Origin of the sequence: Tardiphaga robiniae (assembly GCF_001618955.1) — a bacterium.
Taxonomy (GTDB): domain Bacteria; phylum Pseudomonadota; class Alphaproteobacteria; order Rhizobiales; family Xanthobacteraceae; genus Tardiphaga; species Tardiphaga robiniae_A.
In genome coordinates this window covers 1-20,909 of record NZ_LVYV01000006.1, presented here as the reverse complement: position 1 = coordinate 20,909, position 20,909 = coordinate 1, and the positions used below count along the sequence as shown (strand labels likewise).

At 61.5% G+C, this 20,909-nt stretch carries 23 protein-coding genes; 14 read left to right on the top strand and 9 right to left on the bottom strand.

What is annotated here, in order from left to right; translation table 11 throughout:
- The first annotated feature begins 176 nt into the window (after positions 1 to 176).
- From A4A58_RS09890 to A4A58_RS09880, 3 genes are all read left to right on the top strand, one after another.
- Positions 177 to 626 (top strand): hypothetical protein, encoded by a 450-nt coding sequence (locus tag A4A58_RS09890; protein WP_068731430.1) that lies wholly within the window; start codon positions 177 to 179, stop codon positions 624 to 626.
- Positions 619 to 1,848, top strand: a complete 1,230-nt coding sequence (locus A4A58_RS09885; RefSeq protein WP_068731616.1) for an HlyD family secretion protein — start codon at positions 619 to 621, stop codon at positions 1,846 to 1,848. Before A4A58_RS09890 ends, A4A58_RS09885 begins: the two co-directional genes overlap by 8 nt.
- A 111-nt stretch (positions 1,849 to 1,959) precedes the next feature.
- Entirely contained in the window at positions 1,960 to 2,631 is a 672-nt protein-coding gene (locus tag A4A58_RS09880; RefSeq protein WP_068731428.1) for a carboxymuconolactone decarboxylase family protein, read from the top strand.
- Positions 2,632 to 2,640: 9 nt separating this feature from the next.
- Here A4A58_RS09880 and A4A58_RS09875 read toward each other — a convergent pair whose 3' ends face one another.
- Together A4A58_RS09875 and A4A58_RS09870 are read right to left on the bottom strand one after the other, a co-directional pair.
- Entirely contained in the window at positions 2,641 to 3,099 is a 459-nt protein-coding gene (locus A4A58_RS09875; protein WP_068731426.1) for a DUF4260 domain-containing protein, read from the bottom strand.
- Between the two features lie 227 nt (positions 3,100 to 3,326).
- The gene (locus A4A58_RS09870; protein WP_081421803.1) at positions 3,327 to 4,337 is read right to left on the bottom strand and encodes a dienelactone hydrolase family protein; all 1,011 of its coding nucleotides are present in this window, start codon (positions 4,335 to 4,337) and stop codon (positions 3,327 to 3,329) included.
- Between the two features lie 219 nt (positions 4,338 to 4,556).
- Between A4A58_RS09870 and A4A58_RS09865 the strand changes: the two genes are divergently transcribed.
- The 5 genes from A4A58_RS09865 (at position 4,557) to A4A58_RS09850 (ending at position 8,212) form a co-directional block, all read left to right on the top strand.
- On the top strand, positions 4,557 to 6,089 hold the full coding sequence (locus A4A58_RS09865; protein ID WP_068731424.1) for an acyl-CoA carboxylase subunit beta: 1,533 nt from the start codon (positions 4,557 to 4,559) through the stop codon (positions 6,087 to 6,089).
- A gap of 43 nt (positions 6,090 to 6,132) precedes the next feature.
- Positions 6,133 to 6,345: a hypothetical protein gene (locus A4A58_RS31130; protein ID WP_139069822.1), complete on the top strand. Its 213-nt coding sequence runs from the start codon at positions 6,133 to 6,135 to the stop codon at positions 6,343 to 6,345.
- The gene (locus tag A4A58_RS09860; protein WP_068731422.1) at positions 6,342 to 7,010 is read left to right on the top strand and encodes a Fic family protein; all 669 of its coding nucleotides are present in this window, start codon (positions 6,342 to 6,344) and stop codon (positions 7,008 to 7,010) included. Before A4A58_RS31130 ends, A4A58_RS09860 begins: the two co-directional genes overlap by 4 nt.
- A gap of 77 nt (positions 7,011 to 7,087) precedes the next feature.
- On the top strand, positions 7,088 to 7,795 hold the full coding sequence (locus A4A58_RS09855; RefSeq protein ID WP_068731421.1) for an alpha/beta hydrolase: 708 nt from the start codon (positions 7,088 to 7,090) through the stop codon (positions 7,793 to 7,795).
- A gap of 99 nt (positions 7,796 to 7,894) precedes the next feature.
- Entirely contained in the window at positions 7,895 to 8,212 is a 318-nt protein-coding gene (locus A4A58_RS09850) for a hypothetical protein (RefSeq protein WP_068731420.1), read from the top strand.
- Between the two features lie 23 nt (positions 8,213 to 8,235).
- On the opposite strand, the gene A4A58_RS09845 is transcribed toward A4A58_RS09850, so the two are convergent.
- Positions 8,236 to 8,505: a hypothetical protein gene (locus A4A58_RS09845; protein WP_139069821.1), complete on the bottom strand. Its 270-nt coding sequence runs from the start codon at positions 8,503 to 8,505 to the stop codon at positions 8,236 to 8,238.
- A 122-nt stretch (positions 8,506 to 8,627) separates the two neighbouring features.
- Between A4A58_RS09845 and A4A58_RS09840 the strand changes: the two genes are divergently transcribed.
- The gene (locus A4A58_RS09840; protein ID WP_068731418.1) at positions 8,628 to 8,981 is read left to right on the top strand and encodes a trimeric intracellular cation channel family protein; all 354 of its coding nucleotides are present in this window, start codon (positions 8,628 to 8,630) and stop codon (positions 8,979 to 8,981) included.
- 9 nt (positions 8,982 to 8,990) lie between these two features.
- Here A4A58_RS09840 and A4A58_RS09835 read toward each other — a convergent pair whose 3' ends face one another.
- The 4 genes from A4A58_RS09835 to A4A58_RS09820 form a co-directional block, all read right to left on the bottom strand.
- Positions 8,991 to 10,232 (bottom strand): glycerophosphodiester phosphodiesterase family protein, encoded by a 1,242-nt coding sequence (locus A4A58_RS09835; protein ID WP_068731417.1) that lies wholly within the window; start codon positions 10,230 to 10,232, stop codon positions 8,991 to 8,993.
- 122 nt (positions 10,233 to 10,354) lie between these two features.
- Positions 10,355 to 10,612, bottom strand: a complete 258-nt coding sequence (locus A4A58_RS09830; protein ID WP_068731416.1) for a GCG_CRPN prefix-to-repeats domain-containing protein — start codon at positions 10,610 to 10,612, stop codon at positions 10,355 to 10,357.
- A gap of 192 nt (positions 10,613 to 10,804) precedes the next feature.
- Positions 10,805 to 11,812, bottom strand: a complete 1,008-nt coding sequence (locus tag A4A58_RS09825; protein ID WP_068731415.1) for an alpha/beta fold hydrolase — start codon at positions 11,810 to 11,812, stop codon at positions 10,805 to 10,807.
- A 73-nt stretch (positions 11,813 to 11,885) separates the two neighbouring features.
- Positions 11,886 to 12,599, bottom strand: a complete 714-nt coding sequence (locus tag A4A58_RS09820; protein ID WP_068731414.1) for an ArsR/SmtB family transcription factor — start codon at positions 12,597 to 12,599, stop codon at positions 11,886 to 11,888.
- 70 nt (positions 12,600 to 12,669) lie between these two features.
- On the opposite strand from A4A58_RS09820, the gene A4A58_RS09815 reads away from it, so the two are divergent.
- Positions 12,670 to 12,978: an NIPSNAP family protein gene (locus A4A58_RS09815; RefSeq protein ID WP_068731412.1), complete on the top strand. Its 309-nt coding sequence runs from the start codon at positions 12,670 to 12,672 to the stop codon at positions 12,976 to 12,978.
- A gap of 59 nt (positions 12,979 to 13,037) precedes the next feature.
- Here the strand turns inward: A4A58_RS09815 and A4A58_RS09810 are convergent, their stop codons facing one another.
- Positions 13,038 to 13,499 (bottom strand): hypothetical protein, encoded by a 462-nt coding sequence (locus A4A58_RS09810; RefSeq protein WP_068731411.1) that lies wholly within the window; start codon positions 13,497 to 13,499, stop codon positions 13,038 to 13,040.
- 95 nt (positions 13,500 to 13,594) lie between these two features.
- Here A4A58_RS09810 and A4A58_RS09805 point away from each other — a divergent pair, with 95 nt between their 5' ends.
- A complete protein-coding gene (locus A4A58_RS09805; RefSeq protein ID WP_244499717.1) occupies positions 13,595 to 14,383 on the top strand; it encodes a formyltransferase family protein in 789 nt (262 codons plus the stop codon).
- On the opposite strand, the gene A4A58_RS09800 is transcribed toward A4A58_RS09805, so the two are convergent.
- The gene (locus tag A4A58_RS09800; protein WP_068731407.1) at positions 14,380 to 14,631 is read right to left on the bottom strand and encodes a hypothetical protein; all 252 of its coding nucleotides are present in this window, start codon (positions 14,629 to 14,631) and stop codon (positions 14,380 to 14,382) included. The genes A4A58_RS09805 and A4A58_RS09800 overlap by 4 nt on opposite strands.
- A gap of 210 nt (positions 14,632 to 14,841) precedes the next feature.
- Between A4A58_RS09800 and A4A58_RS09795 the strand changes: the two genes are divergently transcribed.
- From A4A58_RS09795 to A4A58_RS09785, 3 genes are all read left to right on the top strand, one after another.
- On the top strand, positions 14,842 to 16,329 hold the full coding sequence (locus tag A4A58_RS09795; RefSeq protein WP_068731405.1) for an RAD55 family ATPase: 1,488 nt from the start codon (positions 14,842 to 14,844) through the stop codon (positions 16,327 to 16,329).
- A gap of 2 nt (positions 16,330 to 16,331) precedes the next feature.
- On the top strand, positions 16,332 to 16,697 hold the full coding sequence (locus A4A58_RS09790; protein ID WP_068731403.1) for a response regulator: 366 nt from the start codon (positions 16,332 to 16,334) through the stop codon (positions 16,695 to 16,697).
- A 300-nt stretch (positions 16,698 to 16,997) separates the two neighbouring features.
- Positions 16,998 to 20,486 carry an indolepyruvate ferredoxin oxidoreductase family protein gene (locus A4A58_RS09785; RefSeq protein ID WP_068731401.1) on the top strand — a complete coding sequence of 1,163 codons (3,489 nt, stop codon included), beginning with the start codon at positions 16,998 to 17,000 and terminating at the stop codon, positions 20,484 to 20,486.
- Positions 20,487 to 20,909: the final 423 nt, after the last annotated feature.

Here is a 20,909-nt window from a genome sequence, read left to right as displayed (position 1 = left end):
CGAGGCTGGTGATCTCGCATCCGCGAGCTATCAACCCTCAGTCCGCCCGTATGTAGATTTGCTGCAGCGCATTTCCTATCGCGCACAAGCTGATGCTTGCCAAGTTCCAGCTTTATGCAACTATGGAAACCGGGAGAGGCTCATGCTCGACTGACGCTGTTGGAATGGGGGATCACGTGAGTGAGACGCTGCATCCGAACGCTCCGCATCATCTGCCTGGCTTCATTACTGCTCCCGGCGAGACTGACACGCTCATGGTCGTGGTCGGAATCTTTCTGATCGTCGCCGTCATGATAGTGGGTAATCTGTATCTGCGTCTGCACAGCATGCCGGAGCGCATGGCGCACAAATCGCAGAAGCTGCAGTTTGAAATCGTCGCCGTGTTGGGTTTGATCGCATTGTTCACCCATATCCATCTGTTCTGGGTGATCGGGCTGTTACTTGCGATGATCGATCTGCCGGATTTCAGTACGCCACTGCGCAGTATTGCAGGATCGGTTCAGAAGATTGCCAACGGTGATGCTACCAGCGACACCACCGAGCTGTCCGCTGAAGCGCCATCGCTTCCCATCACGGCGGAAACATCGAGCCGCCCCGGCGAAGCCGGAGGGCATGGTCATGCTTGAGCTTCTCCTCTGTTCGCTGCTGACGGTTTTTCCGGATTATCTCTATCGCCGCTACAGACAAGGCAAGCGCCTGGGGCGGGAGATCACGTTCTATTCGGTGTGGTTCGAACTCAGATGGGGGATCACAGCCTGCGTGATGCTGACGGTCGCTCTGATCACGGTGATCTTCTATTTCCATCCGTCGACGACAACGGCGACCTTGTACTATCGAACCGTGCCGATCCTTCCCGAGGTCAATGGCCGGGTGGCGGAAGTTCACGTTCAGTTCAGCGCGCCGGTCAGGAAGGGCGACATGATCTTCCGGCTCGATAACGCCAAGCAGGAAGCGTCGATGGAGACCGCGCGGCGCAAGATTGCCGAGGTCGATGCCGCCATGCTGGCCGCACAGGCCGATATCCTGAAGGCCGAAGGACAGGCGCAGGAAGCCAAGGGATCCTATCAGCAGACCTCGGACGAACTCGATACCAAACGTGAGTTACAGAAGCGCAATCCCGGCATAGTGCCGCAACGTGACATCGAGAAACTCGAGGTGCTGCTGGCCGGTCGCCAGGGGGCGCTCGATGCGGCCATGGCCGCGCGACAATCCGCGATGACACGCATCTCCGCGCTGCTGCCGGCGGAGAAGGCGAGCGCGCAGGCGGCACTTGCGGAGGCGCAAGTCGATCTCGACAAGACGTTTATTCGCGCAGGCGTGGACGGACGCGTCGAGCAGTTCACGCTGCGTGTTGGCGATGTCGTCAATCCCATCATGCGGTCAGCGGGCATTCTCATTCCGGAGAATGCTGGCCGCGTGCTTTCGGCGGGTTTCGGGCAAATTGAAGCGCAGGTGATGAAGGTAGGCATGGTTGCCGAGGCGACCTGTATTTCGAAGCCGTGGACCATCATCCCCATGGTGGTAACCGGCGTCCAGAATTATATCGCGGCCGGTCAGTTCCGAGGCGGCGAGCAGCTGGTGGAAGCGCAGCATGTCCGCGCGCCGGGCACCATTCTCACATTCCTGGAGCCAATCTATCAGGGCGGTCTGGACGGTGTGACGCCCGGCAGTAGTTGTATCGTCAACGCCTATACCAGCAATCATGACGTCATTGCCGAGAAGGGGACCGGCTTTTTCAAGCGGCTGGCGCTTCATGCCGTCGATGCCGTCGGCATCGTCCACGCGATGTTGCTGCGGATCCAGGCGCTGTTGCTTCCTGTCAAGACACTGGTGATGAGCGGACACTAGCTCCGCTTCTCTTGCGCGATGACGTGTCAATTTCGGGACGCTCTGAAACTGGCGTTGTCATGCCCGCTGAACTAGCCTCTGTGAACAATAAAAAAGCTCACGGAGGAAAGCATGAAGTCACCATCGCTCTGGATGTCGTCCATCGGACTGTCGTCGCTCGCAGTTGCCGCGGCCAGCGGCTGGTTCGCCGCCACCATGTTTGCAGGGCCCGCCACCAGCAAGGAGCCGCGTTTTCCGCAGCTCACCATGGATCAGCTCGATGCCAGGCAGAAGCCGCTGGGGGAGCAGGTGATGAAGGTCTCGAGCGTGGGTCTCGCCGGTCCTTACAATCCGATGATGCGCAGCCCGGTGCTTGGCCAAAAGCTGTTCGATCTGTTCGCCTATCTGCGCTGGGATACGTCCGTTCCGGTCAAACTCAACGAATTCGCGATCATCATTATCGGGCGGCAATGGCGCTCGCAGGTCGAATGGTTTGCCCATGCGCCGCTGGCACAGAAAGCGGGGCTGTCGCCACAGATCATCGCCGATCTCAAGGCCAACAAGCGGCCGGCGAATATGGCCGAGGACGAGGCGACGGTGTACGACTTCGTCACCGAGCTGACGACCACGCACAAGGTTTCCGACGCGACCTATGCGCGCGCCAAGAAGATCTTCAACGATCAGCAGATCGTCGATCTCACGGCCGTGGCCGGCAATTACGTGATGGTGGCGATGTTGCTGGCGATGGCCGAGGAGAGCACACCGCCCGGCAAGGAGGCGCCGTTCAAGCCCGGCGAGCCGTGAGGCCGTGCGTCAGGCAGCCTTGATCGGGTTGCCGGTTGTCGGGTTTTCCGCCGTGGCCGGTGCGGTCGCATCCTTACCGATGCGGCCGAGATGGGTGAAGCGGAAACCGGCGTCGTATTTCAGCCCATAACCGAGTGCGCGGTCGAAGCCGATATGGGCGAACCAGACCAGTGCGATGGAACCGGCGATTGGCTCGGCGGTGGCGATACCGGCGAGGGCGAGCAGCAGCGGCGCGATGGTCGCATGCATCAGATTATAGATCCCTGCGCCGATCCGCGGGCCGGCCAGATAGGCCAGCATGCTGAGGTCCGGGACGAAGAAAAACAGGGCGTAGATCTGCCAGGGCGCGCCCGAGATCCAGTAGAACAGCGTCATTCCGACAAACAGTGCCACGCCTTCCCAACGCAGCAGATCACGCACGCCACCCGTGGCTGCGCCACTGTTTTCATTGATCACGATATTCGCCATTGGGGCCTCCCTGCCTCTCGCCCGATATAGGGAGGATTGCCGCCGCTGCCATCTTATCTGGAGGCATTGCAGGTCATCGAAAACGCGGTTGCCCGGAGCCTGCGGGCATGCCTGGAGCCGCGCAAATCACTTGCCTGGCAGAGACTTGGCACAAATAGGCGCGACCAGGCTGTGAGTCAGCTTGTTCGCGTCGCTTTGGCTATCGCGTCACAAGGCCGTGACGGCGACTATTCCAACTTGAAGACCTGCCGTACGAAGTCTGAGACGGCGATACGCGCGGCCCGCGTCGCCTCGGCATTGCCGCCGACATGCGGATTGAGCTGGACGCAGTCGTCCTTGTAGGTGAATGGCTGGCCGCTTTTGGCGTTCATTAAGATGCCGCCATCGGCCTCGCGAATGCTGCAGGACCGCACTGTCTGTGCATTGGTCGCAACCGCCACGGTCCCGACATTCAGCGGCGTATCGAAGCCGTGCTGGGCGTCGGGATATTCGGTTAGCACTACGTCGCGCTTGGCGTCGCGCAGGCGCTGCACATAGGCTTTGCAACTGGCGACCGGATTGTAGTCGTCGGGCATGCCATGAAAAATCCGTATCGGTCGCGCGGCCACATCGCTGTCCGTCAGGTAAGTCGTGGCGCAATCTGGATAGAACGGGATGTAGGCCGCGAATTGCGCGCCGGATGTATTCCACATGCTCTGGAAGCGCGTGACGCTGGCATAGAGCGCCGCCTGTCCGCCGCGCGAAAATCCCATCAGCGCGATGCGCTCGGGATCGACGCGTGGATGTTTGGCGACGATCGCCAGCGCGCGATAGATGTCGACGATGAAATTGAGCCGGCCGAGCAGGGCCTGATCGGTGTTGACCGAGATGAGGCCGCGTCCGGTGAAGCCGTCGATGACGAAAGTCGAGACGCCCGTGGCGTTGAAATGCTGCGTCCAGGGCTCCATGTTGGCGCTGATGCCGCCGGAACCGTGGATCAGGATGATGACGGGCAGGCGGCCAGTGCCTTGCGCCACACGGAATTCGCCGGTGACCGTCGCCGGCGTGCCGGCTTCGCCATTGAGGAATTGCTGGTCGGACAGCGTCGTGGTCGGAATCGCGTGGAGTTCGACGCGGGCTGCGACCTGTTTGGGGTTGGCGGTTTGCGCTTGGGCATGACACCCCCCAAAGAGACATTCTCCAAAGAAACTCGCCGCAAAGACCAGAGACACTGCGAGAATGGCTGCTCGGTGGCGCATGGCTCTCTCCCTGGCACGATCGTCCTGCGCAGCCTTGGGCCGTCGCGGCGATCTTGCCGGCAACTAGAGCGGGGCGGATATTCACTGTCAAGTTGCAGGGACGCAGGCCAGCGCGCGGCTCGACCCGGCTTTTGCAGCCCGGCAACCGCATGCTAGACAACCCTCAACAACGAAGCTTGTGACGCCCGCGGTCCCGCCGCGGCCGCTAGGGGACGCACAATGAAAGACATCCTGGACACCCTCGAAGCGCGTCGTGCAGGCGCCAAACTGGGCGGCGGCGAGAAGCGCATCGAGTCGCAGCATAGCAAGGGCAAGCTGACCGCCCGCGAGCGCATCGAGCTGCTGCTGGACAAGGGGTCTTTCGAGGAATTCGACATGTTCGTCGAACACCGCTCCGTGGAATTTGGCATGGAAAAGTCCAGGATTCCCGGCGACGGCGTCGTCACCGGCTGGGGCACCGTGAACGGCCGCAAGACCTTCGTGTTCGCCAAGGATTTCACCGTGTTCGGTGGTTCGCTGTCCGAGACCCACGCGCTCAAGATCACCAAGCTGCAGGACATGGCGATGAAGGCGCGGGCGCCGATCATCGGCCTCTATGACGCCGGTGGCGCGCGCATCCAGGAGGGCGTCGCGGCGCTCGCGGGTTATTCCTACGTATTCCGCCGCAACGTGCAGGCTTCGGGCGTGATCCCGCAGATCTCCGTCATTATGGGACCCTGCGCCGGCGGCGACGTCTATTCGCCGGCCATGACCGACTTCATCTTCATGGTGAAGAACACCAGCTACATGTTCGTCACCGGCCCCGACGTGGTGAAGACCGTGACCAACGAGGTCGTCACCGCCGAAGAACTCGGTGGCGCCAGCGTGCACGCGACGAAATCCTCGATCGCCGACGGCGCGTTCGAGAACGACGTCGAGACGCTGCTGCAGATGCGCCGGCTGATCGATTTCCTGCCGGCCAACAATACCGAAGGCGTGCCGGAATGGCCGAGCTTCGACGACATCGAGCGCCAGGACCTGTCGCTCGACACGCTGATCCCCGACAATCCGAACAAGCCCTATGACATGAAGGAATTGATCCTGAAGGTCGTGGACGAGGGCGACTTCTTCGAGATCGCGGAGACCTTCGCCAAGAACATCGTCACCGGCTTCGGCCGCATTGCCGGCAAGACCGTGGGCTTCGTGGCCAACCAGCCGATGGTGCTGGCCGGCGTGCTCGACTCTGACGCCTCACGCAAGGCCGCGCGCTTCGTGCGCTTCTGCGATGCCTTCAACATCCCGATCGTCACCTTCGTCGACGTGCCGGGCTTCCTGCCGGGCACCGCGCAGGAATATGGCGGCCTCATCAAGCACGGCGCCAAGCTGCTATTCGCCTACAGCCAGTGCACGGTGCCCTTGGTGACCGTGATCACCCGCAAGGCCTATGGCGGCGCGTTCGACGTGATGGCCTCGAAGGAAATCGGCGCCGACATGAACTATGCCTGGCCGACGGCGCAGATCGCCGTGATGGGCGCCAAGGGCGCGGTGGAAATCATCTTTCGCCAGGACATCGGTGACGCCGACAAGATCGCCGCGCGCACCAAGGAATATGAAGACCGCTTCCTGTCACCCTTCGTCGCCGCCGAGCGCGGCTATATCGACGACGTGATCATGCCGCACTCAACCCGCAAGCGCATCGCGAGGGCGCTGGCGATGCTGAAGGACAAGCATCTCGAAGTGCCGATGAAGAAGCATGACAACATGCCGTTGTAGGGGCGGAACTTGGGCGCACCCATCAGTTGGGCGATGAATTTTCGTGGAATCTCTCGGGCGAGTCGCTTATATTGCTGTTATGACCGATGCTCTAAAAAAACTTCTTGATGCTGCAAAAACTGCTCAGCCAAGCCCTGAGCATCGTGAGCAGCAACGGCGTAGCTTTGTCTATGGTAACACGCATTTTGAGAATGATTTGATTACCCGCGACATGGTTGATCGTGAGGCCGAAAAGCTTGCCAAGGAAGGCAAATGACAGGAGAAGAGCGCGAACGGCGAGATAGCCGCGCGCTTGAGCCTGAGTTAATTACCGATCCGCAAGCGAAGGCCGCGGCCGAAGCCCGAAATGGCTTTAGGCAGTACGATGCGGCTCTTGGTGCAATCCAAACCGCGCTCGATCGTGCTTCGTTTAAGTTGCGCCCTTCATTAATTCTCGGTCTTCAGCGAGAAGCGCTGATCGGCATAAGCTCTTACGCCGGCAACTATCGCCCGGGCGGGGTTGCTATCGAGGGAAGCAGGCACGAGCCTGTTGGAGCGCATCTAGTCCCCGAATTGATCGAGGACATGTGCGACTACGTCAATGATCATTGGAAAGATAGCACACCGATCCATCTTGCCGCTTATCTAATGTGGCGATTGAACTGGATCCATCCATTCGCTGATGGAAACGGACGAACTTCTCGCATTATTTCCTATGTCGTTCTTTCGATCCGAGCGGGAGCGATACTTCCTGGCACGCCAACGATACCTGATCAGATTGTAGACAATCGCAAACCATATTTCGACGCTTTGGACGCTGCTGATGCGGCGTGCCGGGAAGGCAAGATTGATGTGTCCAAGATGGAGACGCTGTTAGCGTCGCTGCTGGCAAATCAACTTGCCGGCTTTTACCAAGCTGCGGGCGGGAAATTACCAGATTAGCGCACAAGACCGACGAGTGTGGCATATACGTCTATAGTGGCTGCAGCACCCTTGATCGTCGACCAGCGAGGTTTGACATGACGAAGGCTCCTGTCTGGGTCCTCCGGATCGCCGCTTTTCTAACCCTGATCTGCTTTTCCAACAGTATTGCTATTGCCGACGAAACCGTCAGCGTCGGTGGCTCCCGCGCCGTGCTCATCAAGCCTGCATCACCCCGCGCCAGCGTGATCCTGATGCCGGGCGGCAGCGGGGCCATCAATCCTGGCGAGCACGGCGAGATCAACGGGCTGAAAGGCAATCAGCTCGTGCGAACCCGCAGCGCCTATGCGGCGCGCGGGCTGGCGGTGCTGGTGGTCGACGCGTCAGTCGATCTGTCCAGCGCCGTGCAATACATGGCCGCAATCAAGCGCCCGGTGACGGTGGTGGCGACCAGCCGCGGCACACAGCGTGCCGCCGAAGGCATCGCCCGCGGCGCGCGGCCGGATGCGCTGGTGCTGACCTCGGGCTTTCTCAGCGCGGAGTCTGGCAGCGGCAGCAATGTGATGTCGATCGTCGGCTCGCCCTCGGCGTTGCCGCGCACGCTCGTCATCCATCATCGCAATGACGGCTGCAAGTTCACCGCGCCGGCCGGCGTCGTTCCGTTCGTGAAATGGTCGGCCGGTCGCGCCCGCGTGGCGTGGCTGAGCGGCGGACGTAACGACGGCGATCCCTGCGAGGCACGGGGATATCATGGCTTCAATGGGCTTGATGGCCAGGTGGTCGGGCTCGCTACCGGCTTTCGATAACGGCGAGATGCCGAATGTGTGAGTTCCCACGCACATTCAGTTTCCATTCATGCCGCCGGTCCGATCCTGATGCCCTCACGGATATCAGGAGGGATCGCGATGGAACGCCGTCATTTTCTGAAGATCGCCTTCGGCTTTGTCGCAGGCGCCGGGTTGGTTGCCCAGACTGTCACCCGGGCCCAAGCCGCTCCGCTGCTACCGACCAATCCGCTCGACAACCACAAACCGGACACAGAACCGCAAGCCGCGGTGGCGTCGCAGGACGACGTCGATCGGCTGCAGCCGGAGCAAGTGCGGTGGCATCGTCGCGGCTGGCGGCGTCGCCGGTTCTGGGGCTATCGCCGCCGTCGGCATTGGGGCTGGCGTCGCCGCTACGTCGTCCGTCGTCGCTACTGGCGCCGCCGCCGCTACTGGTAGGTAAAGCCCGTTTGTGCTGACGCTCAGTCTCTCCAGGGCGTCAGCGGTTTGGTCTGGCCGGGTGCAATGCCGCTCAGGTGGCGACGCACATTGTCATAGCTGCGATCGCCGGGGGCAAAGGTCTGCGAACCGTCGGCCGCCTTGCCATCGACCGTGCGGGTGAAATGCAGCACCAGACTGTCATCGGCATTCATGGTAGCGCTGCCGTAATAGGGCATCGACAGCCGCGCGTCCTCCGCCATGGCCGCGCCAGCCATGAGTAGAATGGAGAGGGTGAGAAACAGACGGGTCATGACACCTCCTGCTGTGAGGTTGTGATGGAGGCTCAGGAAGATGGCGGGGATTTGTCCGCCGCCGGTCACCGCATGCACGGATTTGTGTTACAGGTCGCCGTCATCCGCTGCCGACGAGTCCCATGCCCCATACCGAAGCCCTGCTGTTTCCTCTCTTCACCATCATGGGCTGCAACATTGCGCTCGCCATGGATCAGCCGCTGCTGATCGTCGTGGTGGCCGGGATGATCACCGGCTGCGTCGGAGGCGTGCTCCGCGACGTGCTGTGCAACGACGTGCCGCTGCTGTTTCGCGCCGAACTCTATGCCAGCGTGTCGATCGTCACGGGACTTCTCTATATCGGCGGCATCAAATACGGATTCAGTCCGGATCTCGTCACGCTGGTTGCGGCCGTGACCGGACTGGTATTCCGCCTGCTGGCGATCCGGCTGAAGCTGGAAATGCCGAAATTCATCTATGACAGCGACGCCAAATAGCGTGCTGCGTCAGCGCAGCCCCATGCAGCTGGCATAGAACGTCGTCGTGGCCGGCCAGTCGGAAAAGACACCGCGGACGCCGACATCCTTCGCGAGCACGTCCAGCACCGTCAGCGTGTCGCCGTCGCGGTCGATGGCGGGTTTGACCGAGCGATGGAAGAAGCTGCCGCCGTTTGCGAGCGGCCCGTCGCGCTCCAGCGACCAGGTGATCAGATCGAGCCCGGCATCGCGCGCCGCTTTGGCATATGGGGAGGGGACGATGCGCCCATCGGAACCCAGCGTCAGCAGCATATAGATCGGCGGCGCCAGAATCTTCACATTGGCAGCCTTGAGCTCCGGCATCGACGGCTTCCACGTTTCCGCGCGCATGTGATCGAAACCCGGTGTTTCATAGCGGCCATCGAGATAAACCGCCTGCGCGCCGAAGTCCGGCGCGGTGCGGATCCAGAACTTGATATCGTTGAGATCGAAGCTCTGGGCAAATACGTCGCCAGGTGGAATGCCGGCGCCGCGATACTCGTCGAGCATCTGGGTTGCGTATTTCTCCTGACTGTAATCGCCGTCGAACGGCATCGGCACTTCCGGCGCCTTCAGCTCCGGCGTGAATTTGGCGCCGAGGCTCTTGATCAGCGCGATGCTCTCGGCATGGGTCATCAGTGTGCCAGAGCTTGCATAGAGATCGGTGCGCCAGCGCGGCGTGCCGTTCTGATAATCCGCGACGGTCGTGGCAGAGGTGTTGGCGGCATCCATCTTCGCTGTCAGCGTCCTGAACTCAGCCAGCGTGATGTCGCTGGTGCAGCACTTCGCCGATGCTTTCTTGCCGGTGGCGGGATCGGCGGGGCTGAAAGGCTGCGTGCATTTCGCCGCCAGCGCCGGCACCGAGAGAATATTGGTTGTCGTGTGCAGATCGCATTGCGAATGCCGGCACACGAGCTGGCGGTCTTTGGTGAAGGTCACGTCGCATTCGATCACGCCGGCGCCCATCCGTGCCGCGGCCAGATAGGATTCCCGGCTGTGCTCGGGGAATTGCAGCGGCGCCCCGCGATGGGCGATGGAAAAATCGCTCTTGCGAAACGGCCCGGTACAGGTGCTCAGCTTTGCCTTTAGCGGGCCGTCTTTCATCTTGTCGACGAGATAGAACGGCCGCGGGCCGAGTTGCGGATCGGGCAGGGAGATCGTCTGGGCCTGCGCGGTCGTTAGCGAGAGGCCAAGGAGCCCGGCCAGAATGAAACGAAGCGGAGTGCCTGACATCGCGATCCCCAATATAGCGGAAAGTCAGTCTGTCATCTCTGTGTGACGGCTGTAACCGAGCAGCGTGCAAAACAAGAAACCCCGCCAATGGCGGGGCTTTCGTCGTCACGATTGTGAATCGATCACCAGCGGCGGATGCAGCGGCCGTAGGGATTGCGAAAGAAGCCGGGCGGGCAGAAACGGCCCGGAGGGGGGCCCATGCGCATCGGGCGGCAAAAACCCTGCGGACCACGGGCATAGCCCGGGCCGCAGCCCTGAGCGACCTGGATTACGCCGGCCGTATCGGCTGCGCTGAGCGGCGCCAGTGGCATTGCTGCGCTGGCGGCACCGATGCCCCCGACGCTGGCGGCAAACAAGGCGGCCGCAAAAATCGTCTTCATTCGTGTGTTCTCCCTCGATGGTGCCGCTCTGCGGCGCAGAGAATAATGATGGCATCGCGTCACCCGGTGCAGCTCTTTTAGGGGGGCAAGAAAGTTGCAAGGGATCGACGCTACGCAGGCTGAGTTAAGCCGATTCGATCTGAATACAGCATGAATGTTTCGGGATATCTGCGTAGCAGGGCGCAGTGGTTGCTACTTCGCCGCGAGAAATGCCAGCATCAGCTCGTTGAATTTGGCCGGTGCATCGAGAAACACGATATGACCCGCGTTAGGAAGCACCTCGGCCTTCGCGTTCGGCATCTTCGCCGCCAGTGCCTTGGCGAGATCGGCGTTCTGACCCATCTTCGGCCGTAGCGCTTCCGGTGCATTCGGCTTGCCCGGCGCGTTGTGATCGTCGGCCCCCATGATGAACAGGGTTGGCAGTGCGATCAGCGGAATTTCGTGCACCACGGGCTCGCGATAAATGAGCTGCGCCGAGCTGACGAAGGCGCGCAGCCAGCGCGGATATTCAGCCGACCCCTTGATGTTGAAACGTGCGTCGATCAAGGGCGTTACCTGGTCGGGCTGCATCTTCAGCGAATAATTCACCTCGAGCTGTTTGCGGTAGCCTTCCGCCGTCAGCTTGTCTTCGTTCTCCAGAATCTTCTCGGTCGGTGTCGGTGGCACATAGAGCCGATAGTCCTCAAGTCCGATCGGCGCCGCGAGCAGCAGGTGATCGATGCGATCGGGATAGGCGCGGGCAATGCGCACACTCAACATGCCGCCGAGCGAATGCGCAACGATGTCGAATTTCGCGATCCCGAGGTGATCCATCAGCGCGACGGTGTTGCGGGCAAGGTTGTCGAAATGCAGATCGCCTGATGGCTTCGATGATTTGCCAAAGCCGATCTGATCGGGGACCACCACGCGGTAACCTGCATCGTTCAATGTGCCGATCACCGGTGCCCAGTAGCTCGACGGAAAATTGCGACCGTGCAGCAGCAGCACGGTGCGTCCGTTCGGCTTCTGCGACGGCACATCCATATAGGCCATGCGCACCTGCTCGCCGTCATTGACCAGCGGCAGCATGTTGACGGGGTAGGGATAGGGGAAGCCTTCGAGACCGATGCCATAGGGCTCGCGTGCCGCCGGTGGCTCGGCCGCCTGCGATGTGGTGAGCGGTAATGTGGCAATCAGCGCGGCGAGCAGCAGGCGGTTCATTGGGGAAAGCTCCGGGGGAAAGAAGGTCCGGCGCGGTTTCAGGCTGCATTGCGGCGAAGGTAAGCCGGCGTCTTCACGTTTTCCGGATAGCGTCGCCGGTCGTGCCGAACAATGCCTCGAAGCGCCTCTCGCCGCTGCGGGTGAAATGCACTACGCGGCTGCTGGGCGAGGGGTCCCTTGCCGCCCATTTCATCGTGGTGAACGAGGTCATGATGGCGGCGCCGAGTGTGCCGGCCAGATGGTGGCGCCGCTCGCTCCAGTCGAGGCAGGCCTTGCAGACCGGCCGACGTGGATGCGCCAGCGTCGCCGGATCTATCCTCAATTCTTCAGCAACGAACCGGCTGCCCTGGGTCGTGAGTTCGATGGTCTGCTTGGTCTGCCGGATCAGCTTCTGTGCCCGCATGCTGTCGAGCATCTGCACGCCGAGATCGCCGGCGAGATGGTCGTAGCAAATCCGTGCGTGGCGCAATGCGGGTTCTTTCGGCCCGGTGCGAACGCGAAGATGGCCCGCGCGGGCTGCCAGGCCGGCCAGACCTTCCAGCACACCGGCGACATCGGGGCCGGTGAGGCGATAATAGCGATGGCGCCCTTGTTTTTCCGGCTCGATCAGGCCGCCCGCTTCGAGCTTGGAGAGGTGTGAACTCGCGGTCGGCGCCGTAATCCCGGCTTCCTGGGCGAGCTCGCTCGCAGTCAGCGCACGGCCTGTCATCAGCGCCGTCAGCATATTGGCGCGTGCAGGATCGCCAACAAGCGCAGCGACCATGGCGATGTCCGGACCTGCTTTCATACTTCGACGCTAATCGAAGTATCTCGGTCGAGCAAGCGGCTATATCCAGGCATCTGCAGAGGGAGCCGTCATGACGATCACTGTCTTCATTCGCTATCAGATCGATCCGTTCAAACGCACATTGTTCGAGGCCTATGCCAAGCGCTGGCTGACGATTATTCCCAAATGCGGTGGTGATCTGCAGGGCTATTGGATGCCGCATGAAGGAACGAACAACATTGCATTCGGCCTGATCTCGTTTCCAGATTTGGCAGCCTATGAGGCCTACCGCGCCAGACTGCGCACTGACGCTGACGGCGTCGCGAATTTCGCGTCGGCCGAGGAGCACCAGTTCATCCTGGCGGAAGAGCGCACATTCCTGCGCCAGGTGACTGCATAGCCCACGCGCGACAAAGCCGCGGGCATTGCTGTCCGCAGCTTTGTCTGCCCGTCGCGCCGTTACTTCGGCGCGCCGCCCTTCGAGCTGTCGATCTCGGTGCCGGTCGGAGCCGATTGCGGGGCTTGCGGTCGCGCAGGTGCCGCACCGGTGGTGACGCCGGGCTGGTTGTTGGTCGGCGTCACGTCACGTACGCCGGGTGCCACCGGCGGCTTCGAATAGGAATCCGCGATGTCGTTGGTTGGCGCCGGCGCCTTTGGCGTATTGTCTTGCGTCGCCGGCGCGGATTGGGATGCGGTCTTCGTCGCGTCGCCCGGATTCATCGATGTATTGTTAAGGCCGTAGAATACGGCGCCGAGCAAGACAACAATGCCAAGTGCATAAATTGCCATGCGGCTACCGCTCGCTGGCCCTTCCGCGAGTTCAGGATCGGCCTGCAGCTCATTGTCGAGCCGCGCAGGATTGCGGATGTCATCGGCGGGATTTGGACGATACGGATCATTGGGATTAGGAATGTTCGCCATGTCGTGTCCTCCTGTGCGGCAAGACAATCGTCAGATGAGGTGCATGTTCCAGAGATTGTGCCATTCCAGAGCCTCATCCTATGTGGCAATGCAGCGTGATCGGGTCTGCTCATCAGATGTTAAGACCTGGCTGCGACGCTGAGGCGATTATTGATTCGCAGAAGCGCGTGGCAGCTCGAATGTTCGATACGATTATCCTCCTGACGGGTCCTGCTGAGCACTCGGTCTTTACAACTTTGCTCCGTGGTCACAATCCGGCCCTGACGGTCCTTCCTGTTTTCACAGCTGAAGATCTGGCGGCGATCGAGCCCGATTGGCTGCGCCGGGCACGGATGATTTCGTTCACCACTGGCGTGATAGTCCCCGGCGCGGTGCTCGATCAGCTTGGCTTTGGCGCCTACAATTTCCATCCCGGCCCGCCGCAATATCCCGGCTGGGCCCCGGCACATTTTGCGCTCTACGATCATGCGACCGACTTCGGCTGCACGGTCCATCGCATGATTGCACGTGTCGATGCCGGACCGATCGTGGATGTCGAGGCGTTCCCAATTCCGGCGGACATCAGTGTCGCGGGTCTGGAAGAGATTGCCTATACGAAGCTGGTGCAGACTTTCTGGCGGATGGCACGCGTCCTGGCCACACAGCCGGAGCCGCTGATCGAGCGCGCACTGCGTTGGGGTAACAAGCGCCACACACGCAAGGCCTATGAGCAGATCTGCGACATCCCGGTAAGCATCGAGAAAGACGAATTGCAGCATCGGGTCAAAGTCTTCGGCACTGACCATTTCGGCATCGTGCCGACCATCGGTCTGCACGGCTTCCAGTTTCGGGTCGTCGTGCCCGAGACTGAAAGCGCTATTGCGGACGAAGCTGTCGAAGCCTAACGGTTAGCCGCGAAGCTCTGGTGCTGCGCGGGCGGGGTCGCTGACGTGTGGGTCTTGGACACCTTGCCGTTGAATTCATAGAGCAGGAAACTCAGCACCACGAGTAGTCCCACGCCGATGATGGCCTTGGTCGGCTTGTGATCATGCTCTTCGCCGCAATCCGGATGATAAGAACCGTCATTCGTCGACGCCATATCGTTGCCGGCGAGTTCAGGCTGCGACGTCCAGGTATTCAGCTTCTGATCCATTTCCGTCCTCCATGCCTGATGTTGTCAGGGTGACCGGACAGCAATGGCCCGTAAAGGCCGATGTTCCGTTTCGGGTGCGCTATTAGCGGGATGCTGCCTTGCTGAGAGGCAGCGTTTCGAAATATTTCTGAAAAAGCTTTGGAACCCATCGCTCCCCGACACGTTTCAACATCTCACCGGTATAGGTGACACGTTAGGGGCAGTTTCGGAATGAGTGGCGATAACGGCCGGTTTGCAACCGGCGTACCGGGTCTCGATGCGATCCTGGGTGGGGGCGTTTTCGACGGCGGCATCTACATCATTCAGGGCGCCCCGGGCGCCGGAAAGACGATTCTGGGCAACCAGATCTGTTTCGCGCAGGCCGCGCAGGGGCGGAACGCGCTTTACATCACGCTGCTTGCCGAAAGCCACGCCCGCATGATCGGACACATGCGGCGGATGACCTTCTTCGATGAAGCAGCAATTCCCGACCGCATGTCCTATGTCGGCGCCTTCAAGACGCTGGAAGACGACGGGCTGCGCGGACTGCTGGACGTGGTCCGCCGCGAGGTTCGCACGCGCAAGGCCAGCATCCTCGTGCTCGATGGTCTCATCACCGTGCACGAAAAGGCGCGCTCCGAGCTTGAGTTGAAGAAGTTCATCCACGAATTGCAAACCCAGGCCGCCTTCAGTAACTGCACCATGTTCCTTCTGACCAGCGCCTTCGACGCCGATGCGCATCCGCCTGAGCATACGATGGTGGACGGTCTCATCGAGCTGCAGTCGGCACTGCATGGCCGCCGTGCCGAGCGTTCGCTGCAGGTCCATAAACTGCGTGGCACCTGGTTCATGGGCGGCAAGCACTCCTATCGCATCACTGAGAACGGCCACGCCATCTATCCGCGTATCGAGGCGCTGCTGGAGACACCGAGCGTTTGGGACAGCGCCGACGGTCCGATGGTGTCGGTCGGCATCGCCGGCGTCGACAAGATGCTTGGCGGCGGCGTCGATACGCATTCGGTGACGGTGGTGCTCGGGCCTTCCGGGTCGGGCAAAACCACGGCCGGTCTTCAGTTCCTGACCGGCGGTCCCGCCAATGAACCGGCGATGCTGTTCGGGTTCCACGAGAATCCGATGGCACTGCGCATCAAGGCCGACAGCCTCAAGCTGCCGCTCAAATCGCGGGGCGACAAAGTCACGCTGATGTGGCGTCCGCAGACAGAAGCGGTGCTCGACGAGGTCGCAACCGAGCTGCTCTCGACCATCAGGCAGAACCGCGTGCGCCGTCTGGTGATCGATGGCATCGAAGGCTTCTCGAAGCTCACCGACGAAAAGGAGCGCATCGGCTCTTTTTTGTCGGCGCTGTGCAACGAGTTGCGCGCACTCGGTGTTACCACGCTGGCAACCGCAGAAACGGACCACGCTGGCATGACACCCGGGCAGCCGCTCAAGGGCGTCAACCAGACGGGTCTCTCGGCGGTTGCCGAGAACATCATCGCGCTGCATCTCGCAGCCTTGCGCTCGGAAAACCATCGTCTGATGACCATTCTGAAATCGCGTGACCGCCGGACCGATATGCGCATGCGCCGCTTTGAAATTCTCGACGGCGGCATCGTTCTTGATGCCGATTTCCAGAGTGCGGAGCGCATCCTCAGGGACATTTCTAGTCAGGGACCTGCACCAACTCCATCGACGGATCTTAAGTTGACTGGAGAATAGCGGTGCGAACTGTCCTGATTGTCGAGGACGAATGGGCGATCGCCGACTGGCTCGAAGTCCTGTTGAGCGAATATGCCTTCAATGTCCTCGTGGCCGGCAATGGCCGCGAGGCGCTCGACATTCTGCATCGGGACACGCCCGATCTCGTGCTTACCGATTTTATGATGCCGTTCCTCGACGGCGCCGGCCTGATCGCAGCGATGGGGCAGGACGAGCGGCTGAGCGGAATTCCGGTGGTCGTCATGACCTCGTTGCTGGAGCATGTCGTGCGCGACCGGGCAGGGCGTTTTCGCGCCTATCTGCGCAAGCCGTTTCGCGAGGCCGATCTGATGAAGATCATCAGCGAGATATTCCCGGGCGAGGCCTGAGCCTCCTTTGGCAGATCGTGCTGCATCGCACTGCAGCGTGAAGCCGTTACGTCCTTGCGCCAAAGGCCTTTGCGGCGACACAACGTGACAAGTCTACCGGCCGCATTCATCACGAAATTGCGTTCTTTGGACGCGGGGCTCCATTGCCCAGAATTGTGGTGCGTCCCGTTCAAAATCCAACATAGACTGTTTCTAAGGGAGTCGAACGACCCCAGATAATAGGCGCGAGCAGGCCGGACGACGCAGTCCGGGGCGATAGCCCCGGGCGACAGTTCAGAGGCCGCAGTGACGAGGGTGGGAATGGGAATTAATCAAGGCGCGATCAGTCTCGATCAGAAATACACCCAGGGCTCTGGCCACATTTTCCTGACCGGCATTCAGGCGCTGGTGCGACTGCCGATGGCACAGGTCCGCAGGGACCGCGCGGCGGGTCTGAACACCGCAGCCTTTGTTACCGGCTATCGCGGCTCGCCGCTCGGCGGCTACGACCAGCAGCTCGTGGCGGCACGGAAACACCTCGATCAATACGGCGTCAAATTCCAGCCTGGCGTCAACGAAGATCTCGCAGCCACCGCGATCTGGGGCACCCAGCAGCTCAATCTCTCGCCCGGCGCCGAATATGATGGCGTGGTCGGCATCTGGTACGGCAAGGGCCCTGGCGTCGATCGCTGCGGCGACGTCTTCCGTCACGGCAATGCTGCCGGCTCCGCGAAATTCGGTGGCGTGCTCTGTCTCGCCGGCGACGACCACGGCGCCAAGTCCTCGACTGTTCCGCATCAGTCCGACCATGCCTTCATCTCGGCGCTGATGCCCTATCTCTACCCGTCGTCGATCCACGAGATGATCGAGATGGGTCTGCTCGGTATCGCGATGTCGCGCTATTCCGGCTGCTGGGTTGGCATGAAGGTGATCACCGAAACCGTGGAGACCACGGCGGAGATCAACCTCAATGACGAGATGACCCCGTTCAATATTCCCACCGATTTCGAACTGCCGCCGGATGGTCTGAACCTGCGCTGGCCGGACGACCGCTATGTGCAGGATCGCCGCTTGCAGGACTACAAGGGCTTCGCGGCGATTGCCTTTGCCCGCGCCAACAACATCAACCGTGTCACCATGGACTCGCCGAATGCGCGCTTCGGTATCATGGCCTCCGGCAAGAGCTATGAGGACGTGCGCCAGGCATTGCGTGAGCTGGGTATTACCGAAGAGGTCGCCGCCAAGATTCGTCTGCGACTGTACAAGATCGGCATGCCGTGGCCGCTGGAGCCGGAAGGTGTACGCAAGTTTGCCGTGGGCCTCGAAGAGATCTTCATCGTCGAAGAGCGCCGCGAGATCGTCGAAAACCAGGTCAAGCAGGAGCTGTTCAACTGGCGTGACGATGTGCGGCCACGCATCGTCGGCAAGATGGATTCCCACGATCATCGCTTCCTGCCATTCGCCGAAGAGCTGAGCGTCGCCAAGGTCGCGACCTCGCTGGTGGATCGCCTGCTGGCGATGGAGATCGATCCGGAGATCGCGGCACTGCTGCGCGCCAAGGCCGACTGGTTTCACGGACGCGAGGCCTCGCAGGTCCAGAACGTCGTGCCGATCACGCGCACGCCGTATTTCTGTTCGGGCTGTCCGCACAATACCTCGACCAAGGTCCCGGAGGGCTCGCGCGCGCTGGCCGGCATTGGCTGCCACTTCATGTCACTGTGGATGGATCGCTCCACCGAGACCTTCACCCATATGGGCGGCGAGGGCGTGCCATGGACGGGCATCGCGCCCTTCACCAAGGAGAAGCACATCTTCGCCAATCTCGGCGACGGCACTTACTTCCATTCCGGCTCGCTGGCGATCCGCCAGTCGATCGCCTCTAAAGCGAACATCACCTACAAGATCCTCTACAACGATGCGGTGGCGATGACCGGTGGTCAGCACCATGACGGTGACCTGTCGCCGCAGAAGATCACGTTCCAGCTCCACAGCGAGGGCATCCGCGACATCTACCTCGTGTCCGAGAATCCCGATGCCTATCCCGCCAACACCATTGCGCCGGGCGTGAAGCTGGCGCATCGCGACGAACTCGACGCCGTGATGAAGACGCTACGCGATGTGCCGGGCTGCTCGGCCATCGTGTTCGTGCAGACCTGCGCCGCCGAGAAGCGTCGCCGCCGCAAGAAGGGCATTCTGGAAGATCCGCAGCGCCGCGTGCTCATCAACCCGGCAGTCTGCGAAGGCTGCGGCGATTGCTCGGTGCAGTCGAACTGTATTTCGGTGGAGCCGCTCGAGACCCCATTGGGTCGCAAGCGCACCATCAATCAGTCCTCCTGCAACAAGGACTATTCGTGCCTCAAGGGCTTTTGCCCGTCCTTCGTCACGGTTGATGGCGGCAAGCTGAAGCGCAAGGCGCCCGTCGAACTCGGCGCCATCGGTGCATTGCCGGAGCCCGCCACGCGGCCGACGCTCGACAAGCCCTATAATGTCGCCGTCGGCGGCGTCGGTGGCACCGGCGTGTTGACCATCGGTGCGCTGCTCGGCATGGCCGCGCATATCGAGGGCAAAGCCTCGATGATCCTCGACATGTCTGGCCTCGCGCAGAAGGGCGGCGCGGTGCTCAGCCATGTGCGTCTCGCCAACGACACCGGCGACGTTACCTGCTCGCGCATCGTCACCGGCACAGCAGATGTCCTGATCGCGGCCGATGAAGTGGTGGCCATCGCCAAGGACACGATCTCGCTCTGCGAGAGCTCGCGCACCACTGGCATCGTCAACACCCATCTCATTCCGATCGCGGATTTCGTGCGCAACCGCGACTTCAATTTCCAGTCCCGCAAGGTCAACAACGTGCTGGAAATGTCGCTGCGCAAGGAATCGACGTTCCTCGATTTCACCAAGGCGGCCGAAGCACTGCTCGGCGATTCCATCGCGACCAACATGATGATGATGGGCTTTGCCTATCAACAGGGGCTGCTGCCGCTGCAGGCAGCGTCGATCGAGCAGGCCATCGAGCTCAATGGCGTGTCGATCAAGATGAACATGCTGGCGTTCCAGCTTGGCCGTCTTGCCGCCGCCGATCCGGCACGGCTCGCGGGCATGCTCAAGGGGGCCGATGAGACCATCGCGCCAAAGACGCTGGATGAGATGAGCCTCGACGAGATCGTCGCCCATCGCAGCGGATTGCTGACGGACTATCAGAACAGCAAGCTCGCCGAGCGCTATCAGGCGATGGTCGATCTGGTCCGTGAGGCCGCCATGCGTGGTGGCTATGACGATGAACTGCCGCGTGCGGTGGCGATCAACTACGCCAAGCTGCTCGCCTACAAGGACGAATACGAGGTCGCGCGGCTCTATACCGACGGCAAGTTCGAGAAGCAGCTGCGCGATCAGTTCGAGGGTGACGTCAAGATCAGCTTCAATCTCGCGCCGCCGATGCTGCCGGGTACGGACGCGTCGGGGCGCCCAAAGAAGCGCGCGTTCGGCGCCTGGATGCTGCCGCTGTTTCGCATTCTGGCGAAGCTGCGCACCTTGCGCGGCACGCCGCTGGATGTGTTCGGCTACAGCGCCGACCGCAAGCTGGAGCGCGATCTGATTGCGGGCTACGAGAAGGACGTCGCGACGGTGTTGAACCTGCTGTCGCCGCTCACTGTAGATACTGCCGTGCAGCTCCTCTCGCTGCCGGACAGCATTCGTGGCTATGGCCCCGTGAAGGAAGCCTCGGTGCAGGCCGCGAAGGCGCGCTATGCCGAACTCGCCAAGGACCTCGCCAATCCGCCGCCCGCGCCGCGGCAGATCGCGGCGGAGTAGGGCTCTTGCTTTTCCCTCCCCCAAGCGGCGAGCCGCGCAGTGGGGTCTGGCGGACGAATTCGTCCGCCATGGGTGGCACGTTGCGAGCACTTGCGAGCGACGTGACGGGTGGGGTGGTGCAAGAGGCACCGCTCTCACGTGGGGCACCCCACCCCGGCCTCCACTTCGTCGATGCTACGCATCGTCTCGTTCGCCCGACCATGGCGGACGAATTCGTCCGCCAGACCCCACTGCGCGGCTTCGCCGCTTGAGGGAGGGATATCGCGACCGCCTGCGCGCCTCAGCGTCTTCGAATTTCAAACAGCCACTGCTCTTCAGACATGCGTCATCGCCCCCATTGTTTGCGGCGCGGGGGCGCCGTCGTCGCTTGCATTCCTAGCCCCTTGTGAGAGGGCGTGCGGAACGCCAGGTGCCCGTTGCACC

Excerpts from the sequence above, each read along its gene's own strand:
- A4A58_RS09885 (WP_068731616.1), top strand. The coding sequence starts at position 619 with ATGCTTGAGCTTCTCCTCTGTTCGCTGCTGACGGTTTTTCCGGATTAT.
- A4A58_RS09880 (WP_068731428.1), top strand. The coding sequence starts at position 1,960 with ATGAAGTCACCATCGCTCTGGATGTCGTCCATCGGACTGTCGTCGCTC.
- A4A58_RS09875 (WP_068731426.1), bottom strand. The coding sequence starts at position 3,099 with ATGGCGAATATCGTGATCAATGAAAACAGTGGCGCAGCCACGGGTGGC.
- A4A58_RS09870 (WP_081421803.1), bottom strand. The coding sequence starts at position 4,337 with ATGCGCCACCGAGCAGCCATTCTCGCAGTGTCTCTGGTCTTTGCGGCG.
- A4A58_RS09865 (WP_068731424.1), top strand. The coding sequence starts at position 4,557 with ATGAAAGACATCCTGGACACCCTCGAAGCGCGTCGTGCAGGCGCCAAA.
- A4A58_RS09860 (WP_068731422.1), top strand. The coding sequence starts at position 6,342 with ATGACAGGAGAAGAGCGCGAACGGCGAGATAGCCGCGCGCTTGAGCCT.
- A4A58_RS09855 (WP_068731421.1), top strand. The coding sequence starts at position 7,088 with ATGACGAAGGCTCCTGTCTGGGTCCTCCGGATCGCCGCTTTTCTAACC.
- A4A58_RS09850 (WP_068731420.1), top strand. The coding sequence starts at position 7,895 with ATGGAACGCCGTCATTTTCTGAAGATCGCCTTCGGCTTTGTCGCAGGC.
- A4A58_RS09845 (WP_139069821.1), bottom strand. The coding sequence starts at position 8,505 with ATGACCCGTCTGTTTCTCACCCTCTCCATTCTACTCATGGCTGGCGCG.
- A4A58_RS09840 (WP_068731418.1), top strand. The coding sequence starts at position 8,628 with ATGCCCCATACCGAAGCCCTGCTGTTTCCTCTCTTCACCATCATGGGC.
- A4A58_RS09835 (WP_068731417.1), bottom strand. The coding sequence starts at position 10,232 with ATGTCAGGCACTCCGCTTCGTTTCATTCTGGCCGGGCTCCTTGGCCTC.
- A4A58_RS09830 (WP_068731416.1), bottom strand. The coding sequence starts at position 10,612 with ATGAAGACGATTTTTGCGGCCGCCTTGTTTGCCGCCAGCGTCGGGGGC.
- A4A58_RS09825 (WP_068731415.1), bottom strand. The coding sequence starts at position 11,812 with ATGAACCGCCTGCTGCTCGCCGCGCTGATTGCCACATTACCGCTCACC.
- A4A58_RS09820 (WP_068731414.1), bottom strand. The coding sequence starts at position 12,599 with ATGAAAGCAGGTCCGGACATCGCCATGGTCGCTGCGCTTGTTGGCGAT.
- A4A58_RS09815 (WP_068731412.1), top strand. The coding sequence starts at position 12,670 with ATGACGATCACTGTCTTCATTCGCTATCAGATCGATCCGTTCAAACGC.
- A4A58_RS09810 (WP_068731411.1), bottom strand. The coding sequence starts at position 13,499 with ATGGCGAACATTCCTAATCCCAATGATCCGTATCGTCCAAATCCCGCC.
- A4A58_RS09800 (WP_068731407.1), bottom strand. The coding sequence starts at position 14,631 with ATGGATCAGAAGCTGAATACCTGGACGTCGCAGCCTGAACTCGCCGGC.
- A4A58_RS09795 (WP_068731405.1), top strand. The coding sequence starts at position 14,842 with ATGAGTGGCGATAACGGCCGGTTTGCAACCGGCGTACCGGGTCTCGAT.
- A4A58_RS09785 (WP_068731401.1), top strand. The coding sequence starts at position 16,998 with ATGGGAATTAATCAAGGCGCGATCAGTCTCGATCAGAAATACACCCAG.